The organism is Akkermansia sp., assembly GCF_020860705.1.
In the GTDB taxonomy this organism is placed as follows: domain Bacteria; phylum Verrucomicrobiota; class Verrucomicrobiia; order Verrucomicrobiales; family Akkermansiaceae; genus Akkermansia.
The window spans coordinates 1-18452 of record NZ_JAJBTT010000050.1 but is presented as its reverse complement, the minus strand read 5'-3'; the positions used below and the strand labels follow the sequence as shown (position 1 = coordinate 18452).

Annotated in this window: 10 protein-coding genes; 4 read left to right on the top strand and 6 right to left on the bottom strand. The window is 54.8% G+C overall.

Features of this window, described 5'->3' with window-relative positions:
* Positions 1 to 47 precede the first annotated feature (47 nt).
* On the top strand, positions 48 to 794 hold the full coding sequence (locus LIO64_RS11680) for a PEP-CTERM sorting domain-containing protein (protein ID WP_290549626.1): 747 nt from the start codon (positions 48 to 50) through the stop codon (positions 792 to 794).
* Positions 795 to 918: 124 nt separating this feature from the next.
* Here LIO64_RS11680 and LIO64_RS11675 read toward each other — a convergent pair whose 3' ends face one another.
* Both LIO64_RS11675 and LIO64_RS11670 read right to left on the bottom strand, forming a co-directional pair.
* Positions 919 to 3900 (bottom strand): hypothetical protein, encoded by a 2982-nt coding sequence (locus tag LIO64_RS11675; protein WP_290549625.1) that lies wholly within the window; start codon positions 3898 to 3900, stop codon positions 919 to 921.
* A gap of 93 nt (positions 3901 to 3993) precedes the next feature.
* A complete protein-coding gene (locus tag LIO64_RS11670) occupies positions 3994 to 4719 on the bottom strand; it encodes a LamG-like jellyroll fold domain-containing protein (protein WP_290549624.1) in 726 nt (241 codons plus the stop codon).
* A 621-nt stretch (positions 4720 to 5340) separates the two neighbouring features.
* Here LIO64_RS11670 and LIO64_RS11665 point away from each other — a divergent pair.
* Positions 5341 to 7266 carry a hypothetical protein gene (locus tag LIO64_RS11665; protein ID WP_290549623.1) on the top strand — a complete coding sequence of 642 codons (1926 nt, stop codon included), beginning with the start codon at positions 5341 to 5343 and terminating at the stop codon, positions 7264 to 7266.
* Between the two features lie 710 nt (positions 7267 to 7976).
* Here the strand turns inward: LIO64_RS11665 and pflA are convergent.
* Genes pflA through LIO64_RS11650 form a run of 3 tightly spaced genes read right to left on the bottom strand, consistent with a single transcriptional unit; the run spans position 7977 to position 13960 of the window.
* A complete protein-coding gene (gene pflA, locus LIO64_RS11660) occupies positions 7977 to 8756 on the bottom strand; it encodes a pyruvate formate-lyase-activating protein (RefSeq protein WP_290549622.1) in 780 nt (259 codons plus the stop codon).
* A gap of 15 nt (positions 8757 to 8771) precedes the next feature.
* Entirely contained in the window at positions 8772 to 11039 is a 2268-nt protein-coding gene (pflB, locus tag LIO64_RS11655) for a formate C-acetyltransferase (RefSeq protein WP_290549621.1), read from the bottom strand.
* Between the two features lie 50 nt (positions 11040 to 11089).
* The gene (locus tag LIO64_RS11650; RefSeq protein WP_290549620.1) at positions 11090 to 13960 is read right to left on the bottom strand and encodes a glycosyl hydrolase 115 family protein; all 2871 of its coding nucleotides are present in this window, start codon (positions 13958 to 13960) and stop codon (positions 11090 to 11092) included.
* A 321-nt stretch (positions 13961 to 14281) separates the two neighbouring features.
* On the opposite strand from LIO64_RS11650, the gene LIO64_RS11645 reads away from it, so the two are divergent.
* Complete coding sequence (locus tag LIO64_RS11645) at positions 14282 to 15070, top strand: GDSL-type esterase/lipase family protein (protein WP_290549619.1); 789 nt, start codon at positions 14282 to 14284, stop codon at positions 15068 to 15070.
* Positions 15071 to 15154: 84 nt separating this feature from the next.
* Positions 15155 to 16942, top strand: coding sequence for a sialidase family protein (locus LIO64_RS11640; RefSeq protein WP_290549618.1), 1788 nt, complete (start codon positions 15155 to 15157; stop codon positions 16940 to 16942).
* A 23-nt stretch (positions 16943 to 16965) separates the two neighbouring features.
* Here LIO64_RS11640 and LIO64_RS11635 read toward each other — a convergent pair whose 3' ends face one another.
* Positions 16966 to 18327 carry an ankyrin repeat domain-containing protein gene (locus LIO64_RS11635; protein ID WP_290549617.1) on the bottom strand — a complete coding sequence of 454 codons (1362 nt, stop codon included), beginning with the start codon at positions 18325 to 18327 and terminating at the stop codon, positions 16966 to 16968.
* Between the last annotated feature and the right edge of the window lie 125 nt (positions 18328 to 18452).

Here is an 18452-nt window from a genome sequence, read left to right as displayed (position 1 = left end):
CGAATTCCTAAATCGTATGAATGCTTTCACGTTCACACATCCTGTCTATGATTATTAATTTATTTGTTAAAAAATTGTTCGCGCTGGCGTCTGGGTTGCTTCTTTGCGGAGCAGTACAGGCGGCCACGACCACCTATACATGGGATTTTTCCTCTGCAACCGCTGTTATGGGAGGTACGGCCTCTAATCAATTCACTACCGCGACGGATCCGGATAAAGGGACGGTGCTGACCGCCTCATCTTTTGAAGAACGCGGGACAAATGCGTTCCGGGAAATGCTGAACGGAGCCATCTCCGGAGAAGGCACCATGAGCATCAGTATGGACATCTGCTGGGGAGGCAACAATTCCCTGGAGAATATCATCCACGTTGCCCGAAGCGGGTACGGCTTCAGCCTGGGACTCAGCAACGGAAAGCTAGCCATTAACACCGGCAACCTTTCTGCCGGAGGAGCCATTGCAGCAGCCACGCTGACGTCAGGTACCTGGACAACGGTAACCGTGGATATCCTGGGGCATGACGTGACGGTCACTCTTAATGACGGCACCACTACCAGCACCGCAACATCTACCATTGGCGATATTTCCTGGTACGGCGGAAGTTCTGACGGAGGAGATACTCAAAACCAGATGTACGCCATCGGGCATAAGGCTCCCGGCTGGAATGGAGACGGATTGAACGGGACTAAACTGAGCCAGCTCTCCGTCTCTTATGCTGCTGTTCCGGAACCCTCCTCTGCGGCGTTGTCACTGCTGGCATTGATGGGGTTTGCCGCCCGCAGGCGCAGAAAATAGAAAATCCTCTGCTTCTTTTCCCTGCCAGCCGTTCCTTTCTCTCAAGGGAACGGCTTTTGATGCTTCCCGCCTCCTCCGCTGGAATCCATGACCGTGGCGGCATGCGGGGGAAGGGGGGGCGTCTTTAATCTTTAGTCTTTTCTTCATTTTCCATCATCTCCACGTTCAGGCGCGCAAATCTTCTCGGAATTGCGGCTGACGCGCCAGGATCCTTCACCGTGACGGGAGTGGGCGTTTTGGCGGCTTCCTCCGGGAGTTCTACGGGAACGTCTTCCCAAGTGGTCAAATCGTTGGAAAACTGCGCCGTATAGCGCACCACGCCCACGGCGTCAGGGTTGGGCGTAAAAGTCATGGTTAATACATGCCCTTCCTCCATTCCGTGCGTGATGAGAGCCGTGTCTCCTTCTCTTCCGTTGAGACGGTTCGGTTTCAGCATGTCGCCTCCCAGGGCGAATTCCATCAGGTTCACGATTCCGTCTCCGTCCGGGTCGGCCGTTTCCGCCGCCAGTGCTTCGTTGTTGGCATCCTCTCCCCCCAGGTTGGCGGCAATCCAGGCGTCCCATGCCGTACGGGGAGAAACCGTGTCCGCCCCCGTATCAAACACAATGGCTTCATAAGGCTGCATCGTGACGGTCACTGGCGTATCCGGAGACAGCGGTTTTTCCGTCAGCTCCCGATGTTCCGGCTGGTCGTCATAAACGGCACGGAAGGCTACGGCTTCCCCGTTTCCCGGCGGAATGTCCAGAGCCTGGCGCAGGGTGAACGTATAAGTATGCGGAGCTTTGGAGGAATTGCGCAGGGCCAGCGTGGCCTTGTCGCGGTTCCAGGCCGCCCAGCCGTAGATTCCTCCCCTGTCGTTCTCCGCCTGAGTGTCGTCCCAAGGGTCTCCGCCCACCCAGTGCACGTCCGCCAGCACGTCCCGGTTGCTGCGGAACCACTTGATGCACCGCGCCAGTTCCGCCCAGTGTTCCGCCGTCATCAAATCCTTGTCCAGATAGAGCTCTTGCAGGCAAGATCCGCACGCTACGGAAAGGCGCATTTCCCATTTCACGCTTTCCACATCCTTGGACATCGCGTTCGGCCCCCCATGGGAGGAATGGATGACGCCATGGAACATCAGGGAGTTGAGCGTACATAGGGGGGATTTCGTGACAAAAGTGGAATGGATCTGGTCATCCCGGTAAGTCAGCCATTTGTTCCGGTGTCCGTAGCCGTCGTTGTCTCCATCCCCCCGTTCCTGATAGTCGTTCCCGTCCCGCCAGGTGGAATCCGCGTACATGTACCAGAAGGGGGAGGCCCAGGTACCCACCGTACAGTTGAAATAAAGGTCTTCCCGTTCCGTCCGCAATTCCCGGATGACGTTGATGATGCCTTCTGCGTCGGAGCCGATGCCGTCAAATTTGAAGTACCTCATGTCATAATTCCGCACCATGAATTTGCAGCGGTCCGTGAATCCTTCAAAATAAACGGAATTGGACAGGTTGAAGGCTGGAGCTTCCGGATGCTGGGCTTTCCATGCATTCAGGCGCGAGCCTTGGGCCGGGGCATAGCCGCCCGTCGGTCCCAGCCAGGCTCCTTGTCCCGCTCCCTGTTTCAGGCATTCCGTATTCAGCTTGCTGAACCCGTCCGGAAAACCGGGATGAAAATTCCACAGGGAATCAAAATCGTCCCAGCCGTCGTCCCAGACGAAGGCGTCCAGGCCCACCTGGTGGGCGTCAAACAGGTTTTTCTTCCAGGCCTCTACCACGGGCAGGCACTGGGATTCCTGCATCCTGTTCTGCCATGCTCCCCCGTTGCGGTTGATGTTCAGCTCATACCAGGAATTGTAATGCACCATGGAACGGTAGGGAACGGCCCTCTGGCGTTCCGTATAAGCCAGTACGGAACGGCGTTCCTGTCCGGGAGCCAGCACGCCGATGACGGAGGATACTTCCCATACCCGCAGCGTTTCGGAAGCATCCGGTTGCAGAGCCGCGGAACGGGGCCAGCGCCCCTGTACCAGCCAGGGATCATTGGGTGCGTCCTCCTCCACTACCAGTGTGGGAGAAAGGGAATGTTCAATCGTCCCCGAGCTGGTGATGGTCTCTGTTTGCGTCTCCACCCAGTAACGGAGGCGGTACGTTCCGGCTGCGGGAATCTGGAGCGTGTAGGAATTTTGAGAAGCGGCCCCTCCGGTATAACCCGCATGGATGTCTTGGGAAATCACGGAGCCATGTTCATCCAGAAGCTGGACGCCCACCATATTCAGCCGATGAGTTCCGGAGGCGTACCGGAAGGTGACGGTATCCGTTCCGGCGGCTGCATAACTGACCGCCCCTTCACAGGTGGTCAGGTTGTCCATGTTCAGCTTCATGCCGTTCACGGTTTTCATGTCTTCCGGAATGAGAGTGGAGTCCGTAACGTCTGTCCAGGAAGTGGGAGACCAGGAAAAGGGATTCCAGTCCCCGCCGGAGGAGCCGGAAGGAAGGGTGACGAAATTAACGCCCGTAGGCGTTTCCAGCCCGCAGAATACATCCGGACTGGTCACCGGATTGCCGCTTTTTGCCGTTCCCCGGACCACCACGGCTCCGCCATTGGGAAGAATGGGGTAGCGCATGGCGATCACGTTATTCGCTTCCAGCGCTTCCGAGGAGGAGATTTTCATTTCCGTGCGCAGGTAATGAGAACCGTTGTGCAGCACGGCGCGCCAGCGCACCGTGACGGCTCCTTCGACAAACACGGCTTCCAGATAGCGGGATGGAATCCTGTCAGCCGCTTTCACCGCCTTCCTGTCGCCTGGGTCATATCCGGAGGAAACGGATTGGAGCGTCATGTTCTCCGAACGCAGGGCGGAACCGTCTTTCAGGTTGATGATGAACAGCGTATTCTCGGAAGCGGCCACGTCCTTTCCCTGGACGGACAGGCCTCCGAAGGCCAGGGTCCCTTTCCCGCGGTCATGAACGTAAGTGGCGGAGAGCAGCGCATTGGACACTCTGTAAACCGTTTGGTTGCCAGAGGCCGTTTCCGTCATGGCCGCCCGGCCCGGAGCGGCGCCGGGATAAACCGGAACCGCCGGGAGCTGGCAAGAGAGCGCCGCCGTCAGAAATAAGGAAAGAAGAGTCTTCATCGCAGGAAAAAACCGGAAACTGAAAGCAAAAAGCGGACATTCCCCATGGAAATGTCCGCCTGGCTTGATCTTTAATCAGACAATGCGGGAGAATCAGGCCCGGCGGCGGCGCATCATCAGAACTGCCAGACCCAGCAGACCCAGCGAGGCCGTAGCAGGTTCCGGAACGGGCCTTGTGTTTTCCATAATGGCCTGGATAGCGGAGGCATCCAGAACAGTATTATCCACCGTCAGCCCGGAAGCCGTTCCGGAGAGATTGCCGTTTATTTCCCCTATCAAAAGATCTTGGAACCGATTTCCGTCCAATCCGAATCCGGCACAGGTTGCCACTTCTTTTCCATTGACATATAAAACGAGGCTGTTTGTCTCACGCCCGCCAACAGAACTGAGGGCAAGATGAAATGCCGTACCAGCGGAAATGGGAGAATCCGCAGTGGTTTTGGTGCTATTGGAAGTGATTTTGTTACTTGAGGGGGTTTTCTGTTGGCAAATATTCAACTTGCCATCATTCCCCACCATCACTCCCCAGCCGCCGATTGAAGTTGCATTAGTGTGGACAGAAAATAGGGAAGTGAGACCCGTCGGCAACGAATCCAGCGTCACCCACATCATGATGGTTCCCGTTCCAGTGCTTTTATCGTTGCCGGATACTTGAACTAATGAATTAAGATCCAGCTCCCCAACCACACCAGGGCTGTTATTCGAGATGGCTGTGCGGGAGCTTAACGAATAATCCTCATTACTGGTAAAAACGGTTGCGGCGGAAGCGGCCATACTCACCCCAAGAGAGAGAACCGCAATAAATAATGTTTTCCTCATAGCGTCTATGATAATTGATGTTCTGGTAGCAGAGATAAGGAAGCCCATTCCTCCATATCAATGTAATGGAGATGTACTCGAATTTAGAATCCGTCAAAGATTTGAAAAGGATTTAGAGAGTAAATTTTTCATACGATGTTGATAATGAGTTGTCTTTATTTCTCCGATTCCGGAACTTGGTTTCATGGCCGGAAAAATGGCCGGGATGTATAAGTGAGGTCAATTTCGTTAAGGGGTTTACTATGATGAAAAAAAATTCATGTTTTGGTCTTTTTCTGTTGACACCGGATTCTAAATCCGTTTACTTTCATAAAGTTAAGGAAAATTAAAGTGTTCCGGGCGTTGAGGGACAGTCTCCGTTTAGTGATGCCGGGAAGGAGTGTCTGTTTCTGGACGAAGGGCATTTCAAGATTTCTTCCCGGATTTGAATGTTATTGCATCCCTGGCGGCGGCTTGGTGATGCGGGAAGGCATGACTGCCATAAAGGCCTGTCACGACAAGGATGCCCGCGGGGAAAAACTGTCTTGCAGGGCTGAACACGGAAACGCAGACCGGCAGATCGGCACATAAAGAGTTTGTGGACCAGAAGGGATTCGTATAAAATCCGTTCCGGTTTTCCTTATGACAAGTTCCCCTTCCTCCGCTTCCTCTCCGGCTCCCCGGAATACGTTTGCCCATTATCTGGGGATGAAAGGGTTTCTGCTGATGGAGGGGCTGCTGAAGCTCGTCGGCATGAAAACGCTTTACCGCCTGGGGCGTGCTGCGGGCGGTGCGGCGTGGTATCTGTTGCCGGAACGGCGGAAAATCGTGGAGCGGAATCTGCGCATTGTCCTGGATCCGGCCTTGCGCGGGAAAAAATTGCAGCAGTTGAGCCGGGAAAATTTCAAAAGGACGATTGCCAATTTTCTGTGTTCCGCCAAGACGTCCACGCTGACGGATGAGCAGCTGAAAAAATGCGTCACCATCGTGGGGCATGAAGACTTTGTTTCTCCCGTAGTGGAAGGGAAGGGGCAGGTGTGCGCCGTAGCCCATTCCGGCAATTGGGAGGCGTTGGCAAGAATACGCGTGTTTTTCCCGGAAGTGGAGCGTTACGGGTCCATGTACCGCCAGTTTGACAACCCGCTGATGGAGGAATACGTGTACAAGCGCCGCACGGAGCGGGGCACGCAGATGTTTTCCAAGGAGGGCGGCATCAAGGCGCCCATGAAGCTGCTCAAGGAGGGTGCGGCCCTGGGCGTGCTGAGCGACCAGTTTGTGTGGGAAGGGGTGCATGTCCCCTTCTTCGGCAAGGTGACCGGAACCACTCCGCTGCCGGCCCTGCTGAGAAAAAGGACGGGAGCGGGCATGGTGGCCGTAGCGGTGCGTACGGATTCCCCCGGGCACTGGATAGCGGACATGGGAAACGTGGTGGATTTTTCCGGTTCGGACGGCTCCCTGGCGGGGGACACCATTGAGGTGAACAGGGCCTTGGAAGCTTTGATCGGCAGATCCGTGCTGGACGTGTTCTGGATGCACCACCGCTGGAAGTCCATCGACCGTTTTGCTCCCCATGATGAAAAGACGGCCAGGCTTCTGGAAAACATGGAATTGCAGCCCTACCGCATCCTGGTGGCCGTGCCGAAGGCGCTGGATGAAGCCCTTGTGACTGTTCCGCTGATCCGGGCGCTGCAAGCCGTCCGGTGCGACATGCAGGTGAACGTCATCTGCCCGTCTGCCCAGGCAGGGGTATGGAAGACGGTGCCGGAAGTCAGCCATGTGCTGCCGCACGATTCCCTGGAGCAGCTCCGGGAAGCGCTGGCTGCGGAGGAATTTTACAAGGAGGGCCCCCTGGACCTGGGCGTCATGCTGGACCAGGACATGGAGACCCTGAAGGCTCTGGAGCCGTACGGCCCGATGATGTTCTCCGGGCTGGATACGCATCCCGGTTCCCGGAAGTATCAATTCCGGGTGAAATCTCCCGTGCTGCGCTCTGCTCCCCCCATGCACCGGGTGCAGCTCTATCTGCAGCTGGGAAGCCTGCACGGTCTGGATGCCTGGCAGCCGTCCCTGTTCCCGGTGAAAAAGGAGGCAGCGGCGGAAAACGCCCCCATTCTGCTGGCTCCGTTTTCCAGTCTGGGGCGCGCCAGTGAATGGAGCGAAGAACAGTGGGCGGAACTGGTTCCCCTGTTGCCGGGCAGTCCCGTATTGATCGCTCTGGAAGAAGACCGGGAGCGCGCCGCCGCCCTGGCGGAACGCCTGAACGTGGAAATGGTGGCCGGAGCGCCGGAAGCCTTGTTCCCCGTGATGGACGCCGCCGCCGCGGCTGTTGCCGTGGATGGAGACATTCCGGCCCTCTGCTCCTTCCGCGGCCTGCCGGTGGTGACCCTGTTTTCCACCCGGCTTCCGGATGTTTACCGGCCCATGGGGCCTTTCAACCGTTCCCTGTACAGCCACCAGTGCTGTTCTCCCTGCTTCCTGAAAGAATGCGACCGTGACGTTCCCTGCAACCGTCATATTACCGTGGTGGAAGTACTGGACGCCCTGAGGGAAATTTCCGGGAAGGAGTGAGCTGGGGAATGAAAAAAGTGGTTATTGAGCTGGAAGAGTGCGTTGGCATGAACGCTGTTTTTCCCGTAGAGGGTGCATAGCAAAGCGCGGTGCGTGGACAACTTTCCGTTGCGTATACGGAAAGCACCCAGCTGGGAATTAAGGCCTCCGGCCTTAATAGAATGGCAGGAGAGAATGTTTGAAAGAAACAGGGCTTTTACGAGTGGCTGTGCCTGATGTATGAGGGCCGGGAGGCCCTCATTCCCAGTAGAGGGGCTGTCGGAGGGGGGACTGGGGCAAATATCCGTTGTGTATGCCGGAAGCTGCCAGCTGGGAATTAAGGCCTCCGGCCTTAATAGAATGGCAGGAGAGAATGTTTGAAAGAAACAGGGCTTTTACGAGTGGCTGTGCCTGATGTATGAGGGCCGGGAGGCCCTCATTCCCAGTAGAGGGGCTGTCGGAGGGGGGACTGGGGCAAATATCCGTTGTGTATGCCGGAAGCTGCCAACTGGGAGTTAAGGCCTCCGGCCTTAACAAGGCAACGGTTGAACAGAATGGGCTAACGAAAGGCCCTGTTCCGTTTTTCAAACCAATTCAAGAAATACTCCTCATTTTTTACGGAGTTTCCGGATGCGGAGGTGTGAACAGCACCCATCCGGGAGCAGGTTTTCATGGTCCGTCAATACACGCGTTCCAAATGCCGCCGTTTGTAGGCACACATGGGAATCCGGTTAATGCACGCAGTCCGGAAAGCCTTCCCGGCGGAAAATTCCGCGGACCTGCTCCGTCAGTTCCGCGGACGGTTCCGGAACGTCCTTCAAGGTGTAGTCCAGGTTCAGTTCATCCCACTTGAAGCGACCCATCTGGTGAAAAGGGAGCACGTCCACGCGCTCCACGTTGCCCAGATGGGCCGCATAACGGGAAAGCTTCGCGATGTCTTCCATGCCGTCTGTGAGGCCGGGCACGAGCACGTACCGGAGCCAGACGGGTTTGCGGAGGGCGGCCAGGCGTTCCGCGAATTCCAGGGTGGGGCGCAGTTCCCCTCCCGTCAGGGCCTTGTATGATTCCGGATTCCACGCCTTGATGTCCAGCAGGACGAGGTCCGTATGCGCCAGCATGTCTTCATCCGCATTGGCGCCCAGGTGGCCGGAGGTGTCCAGGCAGGTATGCAGTCCCATCTTCCTGCATCCTTTAAGCACGGCTCCGGTAAAATCCGGCTGAAACAGGGGATCGCCTCCGGAGAGGGTGACGCCGCCGCCCGTCGCCAGCAGAAAGTCCCGGTAGCGGGCTATTTCCTCAAGGACGTCCGCCGCGCTTCTGGTCCGGCCCCGGCGTACGTAGGAGGCGTCCGGGTTATGGCAGTAGCGGCACCGCAGGCTGCATCCGGACAGGAAGAGGACAAAGCGGATGCCGGGACCGTCCACCGTGCCGCAGGATTCCACGGAATGGACCAGCCCGGTGACGGCAGCTTCGCTGTCCGGGGCCGGATTCTGGGAAAAAGTCTGCGGCATCCGGTGGTGGGTGGGTTAACGGGTGTGGAAGGTGCGGTCGATGACTTCCTGCTGCTGTTCCCGGGTCAGCTTGATGAAATTCACGGCATAGCCGGAAACGCGGATGGTCAGCTGAGGGTATTTTTCCGGGTGGTCCATGGCGTCAAGGAGGGTTTCCCGTTCTAGCACGTTTACGTTGATGTGGTGCCCGGTGGCGGCAAAGTAGGCGTCCAGCAGGGAAACGAGCTTCGTGCGGCGTTCCCCTTCTTCCTTGCCCAGGGCCTGCGGCACGATGGAGAAGGTGTAGGAGATGCCGTCCAGGGCGTCGTCATAGGACAGTTTGGCTACGGAGAGCATGGAGGCCACGGCTCCGTTCCTGTCCCTTCCGTGCATGGGATTGGCTCCGGGCGCGAACGGTTCCCCGGCGCGGCGGCCGTCCGGCGTGTTGCCCGTCTTCTTGCCGTAAACCACATTGGAGGTGATGGTCAGGATGGACTGGGTGGGGAGGGAGTTGCGGTAGGTGTGCAGTTTGCGCAGCTTCTGCATGAAATTGCCGACCAGGCTGCACGCGATGTCGTCCACGCGCGGGTCATTGTTCCCGTAGCACGGGAATTCCCCTTCCGTTTTAAAATCCACAATCAGGCCGTCTTCATTGCGGATAGCTTTTACGGTGGCGTACTTGATGGCGGACAAGGAGTCTGCCGCCACGGACAGCCCGGCGATGCCCGTGGCCATCGTACGCAGGATGTCCGGATCATGCAGCGCCATTTCTATCCGTTCATAGCAGTACTTGTCATGCATGTAGTGGATGATGTTCAGCGCGTCGATGTAGGTTTTGGCGAGCCAGTCCTGCATCTTGTCGTACAGGGCCATCACTTCATCGTACTTCAGGATTTCCTCCGTATAGCGCGGGGAAGGCGGGGCCACCTGCTTGCCCTTGAGTTCATCCATCCCGCCGTTCAGGGCGTACAGCAGGCACTTGGCGAGGTTGGCGCGTGCGCCGAAGAATTGCATCTGCTTGCCGATGCGCATGGCGGACACGCAGCAGGCGATGCCGTAGTCGTCGCCCCAGTGCGGGCGCATCAGGTCGTCGTTCTCGTACTGGACGGAGGACGTTTCAATGGAAACCCTGGCGCAGAAGTTCTTGAAGGCTTCCGGCAGGTCCCTGGACCACAGCACGGTCAGGTTCGGTTCCGGAGCCGGTCCCAGGTTGTACAGGGTCTGGAGCATGCGGAAGGAACTGCGGGTGACGAGGGTACGGCCGTCTTCACCCATGCCGCCGATGGATTCCGTCACCCAGGTGGGGTCTCCGGAGAACAGGTTGTTGTAGTCGGGCGTGCGGATGAAGCGGACGATGCGCAGCTTCATCACGAACTGGTCCATGATTTCCTGCACTTCCTCTTCCGTGATGAGGCCCTGTTCCAGATCACGGGTGAAATAAATGTCAAAGAAGGTGGAGACGCGGCCCAGGGACATGGCGGCGCCGTTCTGTTCCTTTACAGCGGCCAGGTAGCCCAGGTAGGTCCACTGGACGGCTTCACGGGCGTTGGCGGCAGGGCGGGTGAGGTCGCAGCCGTAGGAGGCGCCCATCCGGGCGAGTTCTTCCAGGGCGCGGATTTGTTCGCTCATTTCCTCGCGCAGGCGGATCACTTCGTCCGTGAGGGGGATGTTCTCCTTGTTTTTGAGGTCCTTGCGGCGTTCGGCGGCCAGCCTGTCCGTGCCGTACAAGGCCACGCGGCGGTAGTCTCCGATGATGCGTCCGCGGCCGTAGGCGTCCGGAAGGCCGGTAATAATCCCGGCGGAACGGGCGGCGCGGATGTCGGAGGTGTAGGCGTCAAAAACGCCCTCGTTGTGCGTCTTGCGTATCTTGTTAAAAATGTCCGCCGTCTTTTCGCACATCTTGAATCCATAGGATTCCAGGGCCTGCTGGGCCATGCGCAGGCCGCCGAAGGGCATCAGAGCGCGTTTCAGGGGGGCGTCCGTCTGGAGGCCCACCACCACTTCCAGCTCCTTGTCAATGTAGCCGGGCTTGTGGGAGACGATGGAGGAGACCACTTTCTCATCCGCATCCAGCACGCCGCCATTGTCTATTTCCTGTTTCAGCAGGACTTTCAGTTCCTCCCAGAGCCGGAGCGTGCGCTGGGAAGGGCCGGAAAGAAACTCTTCATTGCCGGAATAGGGGGTGTAATTATTCTGGATGAAGTCCCGTACGTCAATGGACTCCGTCCATGCTCCCGGCTTGAATCCTTCCCATTCCTGCGGCAGGGCAGGGGCCTCTTTCAAGTCTTTGATGATGCCGACCATAAACAAAAAACAATATAAAATGAGATGATGAAGGGAGGAGAGTGTGCCTGTTATTTTTTTGTTGGCAAGTCCTTATTTTTAATAACAGGATTTTTGTTTATAAGTGAATAAACTGGATTATTGTAACAACTGCAAGGAATGGCGTAGAAGTTTCTATTTTCCTTAAAATCAATCATGATTTGGTCCAGGTATAAATCTTCGTCAAGCGCATAAATTTGTATGGTATGCTTCCCCGGTGTTTTAATAATATGCTGGCTTGAGGTTAAAGATTGGTTTCTCAGGACATTCAAGTTCCACTTTTTTGTATGGAATTCTGCGTATGTTGACACAATGACAGGTTCTTGATTGTCAATGATAACGGCATACCTTAGCTCTTTCCCGCATTGCGGGTGGATAGGGATGCTTCCGACATATAAGCTGAATGGTCCTTTGCTGAAGGAATAGAATTCGTAAAAGGCATGTTTGTTTTTATTGTCTCTGGAAGATTTCGGAAGGACTATGGAGCTTCCGCTATGCCCGAGAGAATCAATGACTTTTGTTTTTAACTGATTGTTTATTTGTTGTGTTGCGGGGAATGATATGTAAAATTGATTTTCAATAAATTGCTGAGGCAAGTTTGTTTTTGCTGAAACGGCGGGACATATGAATTCATAATATTCTCCATTGAGTTTTATTTTAATGGTGTTCCGTCCGTCTTGCGTGGTGGAATCCGCATATACGGCTATTTGAACTTCCCCGCCGGGAAGAGGGCTTGTTTGGATTTGAAATCCTTTTGGAATATCCACGGCTTCATAGACAATGTGGCCATGGTCTCTCTGGTAAACTGTAACGGTTGACGGCCTGTCTCCCCCTTTTGTTAAAGCGGGTAAAGAAACTTGGCGTTCTTCTGAGGGGGATGGATTCCCATCGACCCAAAGCAGCAATCCTTTTTTTGTCGAAGTGATGAATTCTGGAAGTTCGGGACATTTGAAAACAGATTGATTTCTCGGAGACATGCTCATGATTCCGTTCCATTTCCCCTTACTTGTTTCCAAATTGTAGTGACGGGTTAACTGGGATATTTTATCATATTCCTTTTTGGAAAGAGTGCTGTAGTTATTGGCTGCCGGGAGGTTATACACAGCCAGTTCTCTGGCTTTTTGAGCATACAGCACTTTTTTGTTCATGGAAGCTGCGGCTGAGACAGGATAGTGGACTAGCTGGAAATAAGAGTCTTTTCTTTCATGATCCATGTTTTTATAGATTTCTTCCGATAGATCGCTGATAACCTGATACCAGTGTATTCTTCTCCCTGCCTCGTCACCGAATTCGTGAAAATTGTATGGATTGGAGAATAGAATCCCTTTTTTTGACGGCAGAAATTCCATGTGCTCCGGTTTTCTTTGAGCGGCAAGATCGTAATAAAGATTTAAAAGCGGGGATATTTCATGTTCGTAACCGGGAAATTGCTGGCTTACCCAGGAAGAAAGATGGGAACGAATTGTTGTTGAATCCATAGAATGAATATTCCATGCCATATCCAGGAAAAATTCTATCAGGTATTCCCCTGGTTTGATATCTCCTACATTCAATATCCATATTTTGCGCGCTTGGTTTTCCCATGCTCGTTGCATTTCCTGATAGATCAGACCTGGTTGGGTGGATGCGAGCCAAAGATAATCCTGAGGAGAGCCCCAATAAGAAATGTGATAATATATTCCGGAACCTCCCGTTCTGGATTTTTCTTTGTCGCTGTTCAAGCGTGTCAGGTGCCCATGATTATCATCGCTCCACATGAGAGTGATATCATCGGGGAGGCTTAATCCGTTGTTATAAACCTTTAAGACTTCCTTATAAGGAACAAAAATTTGCGGTATTTTTTTTATATTGCTGTTAACATATGTTGTTAAAAGATCTCTCTGGTTGCGGATAACTTGCTGCAAGACATTCTTTTCTTCTTCAATGGAACTGACTCCTTGCATTCTGCCGTCATGCTTCCCCCGCATTCCGATCGTATAAATATTCTCCTTTTGCCCTACTTCTAACAGGCGTTCTTTCCAATAACGTATGACATTGTTTGAATTAGTGACAAAATTATAAGGCCCGTTCAATTGGTCATTCCACTCTCCTGCACTATTCCTCATCATGGGTTCACAATGCGACGTGCCTATGATAATACCGTATTTTTCAGCCGTTTCCCGGGCATCCTTGACAAAATGGAAAGGAACGGTGCATTCGTGCATGGCCGGCCATAGCGTATTGGCCCGGAGTCTCATCATTAACTCAAAGATTTTGGAGTATGTTCTTATTCCGATTTCTCCCGCCCGGTTGGCCGGATCATGATTTTTTGTGCTCCATGGCATGAGTCCCCAGTCTTCATCATTCAGGAATATGCCGCGGTATGGGACAGATGGGCCTTGCACGTATTGAGGGGAACGATTCCACAGAACAGAGTCTTTTTTTTCCGGAACGACATCAGCCCACCAAATCCAGGGGGATATTCCCATGCTCCTTGACAGTTCCAGTATTCCGTATGCTGCGCCCCGTGTATCCGATCCGGCTATCAGAAGTTTTTTCTTGTTATCATGGGAACGTATGGGATGTATGAGGAAGGTTTCCCATTTCCCTTTTAGTTCCTTGTATTTCGGATAATGTTGTGAACATAATGCATCGAATATTTTATCTTCTCCGATCACGCCTACCAATATATCCCCTTCCTTTTCGGAGTCCGTTAAAGAAATTCCTCTTTTTCTACATACTTGTTGAGAATCTTTGATGAGAATGTCAATGGCGGTTTGGATAACTTTATTTTTCCCCCGGTAATAGATGGAGGCTCCATTTCCATTTTCTATGATAGGAAATGGAATTTTATCTTCTGCTTTTATCAATGGGATGGTGGATAATAGGCAGAATATGATTTTAAATAGGGCGAAGGATTTCATTGATGATAAAATTTTTCAAATTGCATAGAAGTTACGCCCAGGCTGCGTTATCGTTATCAGTACATTGATGTTTTTCAAAATATATTGATTTTTTAATACATGGGGGGTCGAATAATGATGAGTGCCGGCTTTCAATTCTCGTCGGCAAGCTGCTTTTATCTATCTGATCGTTGAAAAGCATCTGGGAAAAAGGACCTTTTTGCCTGCAAGGGGGCCTCATTGAGTAATGGTCTTTTTCATTCGGAGAGGGATGGCCCCTCATGCTGTCTTGATAAGCGTGAGGATTCGTTTAAAACAGGTGTTCCATTTCGCTGTTCCTCCATGAATTTTCTGTTGTCCATATTCACTTTGCTGCTGGGCGCCGGCTGCCTGGCTCTTCCCGCATCCTCCGCTCCCGGAGCCGTTTTGCCTTCCACCCTGAAACCGGAACCCCACCAGCGGGACCCGTATGACTGGAAGGCACGGCATGAAGCCGTCAGGAAAAGGAACGAGGCCGTAAAGCCGGAGTACGTGATGATCGGGGACAGCATCACCCACCGTTGGGGAGGAGAGCCTTCCGGAGACAGCAACCAGCCGGGGAAGGCGTCCTGGGACCGGTTGTTCGGTTCCCATGCGGTGACGAACATGGGGTTCGGCTTCGATTATGTGGATAATGCCTATTACCGCGTGCAGCATGGAGAGCTGGACGGCATTTCCCCGCGCGTCATCATTATTCTGCTGGGAACCAACAATCTGGGGCACCGCAAGGATACGCCGCAGGCATGTGCGGACAATATCAAGGCGTTTGTCCGCCTGGTGCATCAGAAGTGCCCTTCTTCCAAAATCCTGCTGCTGGGCATCCTGCCCAGGAAGGAGAAAGACCTGGTTGAGCCGGTAAAGCGGACAAACAGGCTGCTGGCGAAGCTTCAGAATGGAAAAAACGTCTTTTTTGCCGAGCCGGGAAAAGCTCTTCTTTCCGCGGACGGCGTTTTTCCGCAGAATGAGTTCATGGGAGATGTGGTGCACCCCAGCGCAAAGGGATACGAGGTTCTGGAAAAAGAGCTGGCCGTGCTGTTGAAAAAGCTGGATGCGAAATTCCGCGGGGGGAAGCCTGCCGGGGCGCATTCCTGACGGTGGTCTTTTTGTGTAAGGACGGATTTTGGCTTGAAGGAGAAGTTCTTCCCTATAAAACTATATCGCCTTTGCTGTTTTGTTATGAAAAGTCTGTTGTTTGCGCTGTTTGCCGGTCCCGTCTGCTGCTGCTTTGCCCAGCAGAACGCTGCCTCCGCTCCGGAACCTGAAGTTGTCGCCACGCCGCCGTCCGATGCGGGGCGCGGCCTTATCCGCGTCAATTCCCGTGAAATCCGCCATTACTCCGGCACCCGCAAGGAACCGGACTACCTGGTCAGCAAGGACAACGGAAAAACCTGGGAAATGAAGATGGCTCCGGCCAGTTATCCTCCCAACTACGGCGGCATTCCCAAGGAATCCCCGGCGATTGCGCGCAACCCCCTAACCAGGGAATTCATCCGTGTGCAGCCCATCGGCGGTTTTGTCTTCCTTTCCAAGGGAGGGCTGGACGGCAAATGGTTTGCCGTTACCAACGACGGTAAGCTGGAGGAGGACTGGCAAAATCCGGAAAAGCGGAAGAATCTGAAAAAGCTGGGCGGCATCATGCGCACGCCCACCTTTGTCAACAAGGGCAAAAGGGTGATTGTGCCGTTCCACAACATGGGCGGCGGCACCAAGTTCCATATTTCCGATGACGGCGGCCTGACCTGGCACGTGTCCAAAAATGGCCTTACCTCCCCCAAGCACGAAGCCAAGCCGCCCCACCAGGGCGTCAGATGGTTTAACAATGCCGTAGAAGCCACGGTGCTGGAGATGAAGGACGGCACCTTGTGGGCTCTTGCCCGCACCTCCCAGGACCAGGCGTGGCAGGCTTTCTCCAAGGATTTCGGGGAAACGTGGAGCAAATCGGAACCGTCCCGTTTTTTTGGAACCCTGACCATGAACACGCTGGGGCGCCTGGATGACGGCACCATCGTGTCCCTGTGGACGAACACGATGGCCCTCCCTGAAAACGCCACGGCAGGCAACGGCACCTGGGAGGACGTGTTCACCAACCGCGATTCCCACCACATCGCCATGTCCGATGACGAAGGCAAAACCTGGTACGGATTCCGGGAAATCATTCTGGACGAACACCGCAACCATCCCGGCTATGCGACGCTGGACGGACCTGAAGACCGCGGCAAGCACCAGAGTGAAATGGTGCAGCTGGATAAGAACCGCATCCTGGTTTCCCTGGGGCAGCACAAGAACCACCGCCGCCTGGTCATCGTGGACCGCCGCTGGGTAGCCGCCAAGACGCGCGCCACGCAGACGGGCCGTGATCTGGAAACCCAGTGGACCATCCATACCTATATCCCCCAGAAAAAAGGCCATTGCAGCTATAACCGCAAACCTTCCGCAGAACTGGTTCCCGCTCCTTCCGGAGGAGCGAAAAAGGTGCTCCAGATCAAGCGCTTGAACGATCCTGAACTGGTTAATGAAAAATCCCGGGTGGATTATCAGAACGGGGGCGCCACCTGGAACTTCCCGAACGGGACCACGGGACTGGTCAAATTCCGCTTCCGCGTGGCGGACGGAGACCAGGCGGACGATTCCGGTCTCCAGGTTTCCCTGACGGACCGCCTGTTCAATGCCTGCGACACCACCACGAAGGATTACGCGCTGTTCACCTTCCCCATCAAACTGAAGCCCGCGCCCCATCTCCTGCTGGGCATGAAAAAGGTGCCTTTTGCCCCGGGGGAATGGCATGAAATCTCCCTGCTGTGGCAGGGTTCCCAGGCCGTAGTTTCCCTGGACGGGAAGAAGGCGGGGACGCTGAAAATGGTCAATCAGTCTCCCAACGGAGCCAGTTACATCCATTTCATCAGCACCGGGTCCAAGCCGGATGCAGGCATTCTGCTGGATACGGTGAATGCGCGGGTGAAATAAGGGGAGGCAACCTTGGATGGGGCCTAGCGGCTTCCGGCCTGCGGAAGCGTGGAGGTTTTTAATTCAGGCAGGTGCTTCAGGACCATGTACAGATGATCGTTTGACAGGTTGCCTATCTGCTGGAGGGCCGTACGGCCGTACTTGTCCCGCAGGGAGGCGTCTGCCTGGTGGTCCAGCAGAAGGCGCGCAATGCCCAGTTTCAGCCGGTCCAGGGAGTCGTCTCCCAGCAGCATGTCCCGGCAGCACAGCATGAGAGGGGTTTCCCCGGCTGCATTCTGGTGATTGACGTGCGCGCCCTCACTGATGAAGAGATTGACCAGTTCCCGGATTTGCGGGAGGTGGGTTTCATCAATGAAAGCCAGCTGGCGGCACAGGTTCAGCAGGGCCGTGTCCCCCCCTGAATCAGGCGGCGCCGTGTTCATGGGCATGGCGGCATTGACGTCCGCTCCGTACTCCACCAGCATATGCGCTATTTGCAGCGCGGTTTTCGGGGTGTTCAGATTCAGGGAAAGAAGGGGAGGAGTCATTTCTCCGCGGAAATTGGGATCGTACCCGGCTTCGCACAGCTTGCGGACCAGGAGGGGATAGCCGGCGGCGGCGGCCCAGGACAGCAGGCTGGTTTTTTTCCCCCTCAATTCCGGGTAGATGGAAATATCCGCCCCGCATTTGAGAAGAAAGAGAGCCGCTTCCTCATAGGGCGCTCCTCCGATTCCGGCTACGCAGGTCATGACGAGGGGGGGCCAGCCCATCGGTCCCGGTTTGTTTACATCCGCGCCGTACTGAATCAGCAGATTGAGGCAGGAGAGCCTGTTGTGAACCGGAAGGGGCCTGGCGTCATCCATGCCGGGATAGCAGGCATACGTCAGGGGCGTATCCCCCTGTTCGGACCCCGGTATGGACGGAACCGCCTGGTGCGGCAGCATGATCTGGAGGTTCGGGTCTGCGTGGCGTTGCAGGAGGCGGTTCAGCAGCTGCACCTGTCCGAGCCCGGAGGCCAGGTGCAGCAGGGTTTCATTGGAGGAGGTGTGGTAGCGGCCGTCTGCGGTTTCCGCCGTGTTCCGGATCATCTGAAGCCTTTCCCTGATTTCGTCCTGCATGTACTGGCGCATGGAAACCTCGGAGAACATGTGCCAGTCAATATGGCGGCAATTGGGAGAAAGCCCCCGGAGGATGAAACGTTCCGGACTGCGGTGCGCCGTGAAATCCGCTGCGGCAAGAATTTGTTCTTTTTCCGCTTTTGTCCAGAGGGGATTATATCTCCATTCCTGCGGGGAAGGATCGCTCCTGAGGAACCAGAAAATGGTGGATCCTGCGACAAGGGCCGCAAAAACGCTCAAAGCTCCAAGAAACCAGAGGGTTTTTTTTCTTAAGGTCGTATGTATCATAAGCAGGAGAACTGCGAGAGGCCATGATGCAGGAATCTGTAACTCCGGGCAATGAAAAAATAGGATGCGCAAGTAATGGGCGGAGCGTCCCGGGCGGGAGGCCGGACCACGGATTAGGAATCCGC

Bases quoted from the DNA above. Each gene is read 5' to 3' on its own strand.
- pflA (WP_290549622.1), bottom strand. From the start codon at position 8,756: ATGCCGCAGACTTTTTCCCAGAATCCGGCCCCGGACAGCGAAGCTGCC.
- LIO64_RS11675 (WP_290549625.1), bottom strand. From the start codon at position 3,900: ATGAAGACTCTTCTTTCCTTATTTCTGACGGCGGCGCTCTCTTGCCAG.
- LIO64_RS11670 (WP_290549624.1), bottom strand. From the start codon at position 4,719: ATGAGGAAAACATTATTTATTGCGGTTCTCTCTCTTGGGGTGAGTATG.
- pflB (WP_290549621.1), bottom strand. From the start codon at position 11,039: ATGGTCGGCATCATCAAAGACTTGAAAGAGGCCCCTGCCCTGCCGCAG.
- LIO64_RS11680 (WP_290549626.1), top strand. From the start codon at position 48: ATGATTATTAATTTATTTGTTAAAAAATTGTTCGCGCTGGCGTCTGGG.
- LIO64_RS11665 (WP_290549623.1), top strand. From the start codon at position 5,341: ATGACAAGTTCCCCTTCCTCCGCTTCCTCTCCGGCTCCCCGGAATACG.
- LIO64_RS11635 (WP_290549617.1), bottom strand. From the start codon at position 18,327: ATGATACATACGACCTTAAGAAAAAAAACCCTCTGGTTTCTTGGAGCT.
- LIO64_RS11650 (WP_290549620.1), bottom strand. From the start codon at position 13,960: ATGAAATCCTTCGCCCTATTTAAAATCATATTCTGCCTATTATCCACC.
- LIO64_RS11645 (WP_290549619.1), top strand. From the start codon at position 14,282: ATGAATTTTCTGTTGTCCATATTCACTTTGCTGCTGGGCGCCGGCTGC.
- LIO64_RS11640 (WP_290549618.1), top strand. From the start codon at position 15,155: ATGAAAAGTCTGTTGTTTGCGCTGTTTGCCGGTCCCGTCTGCTGCTGC.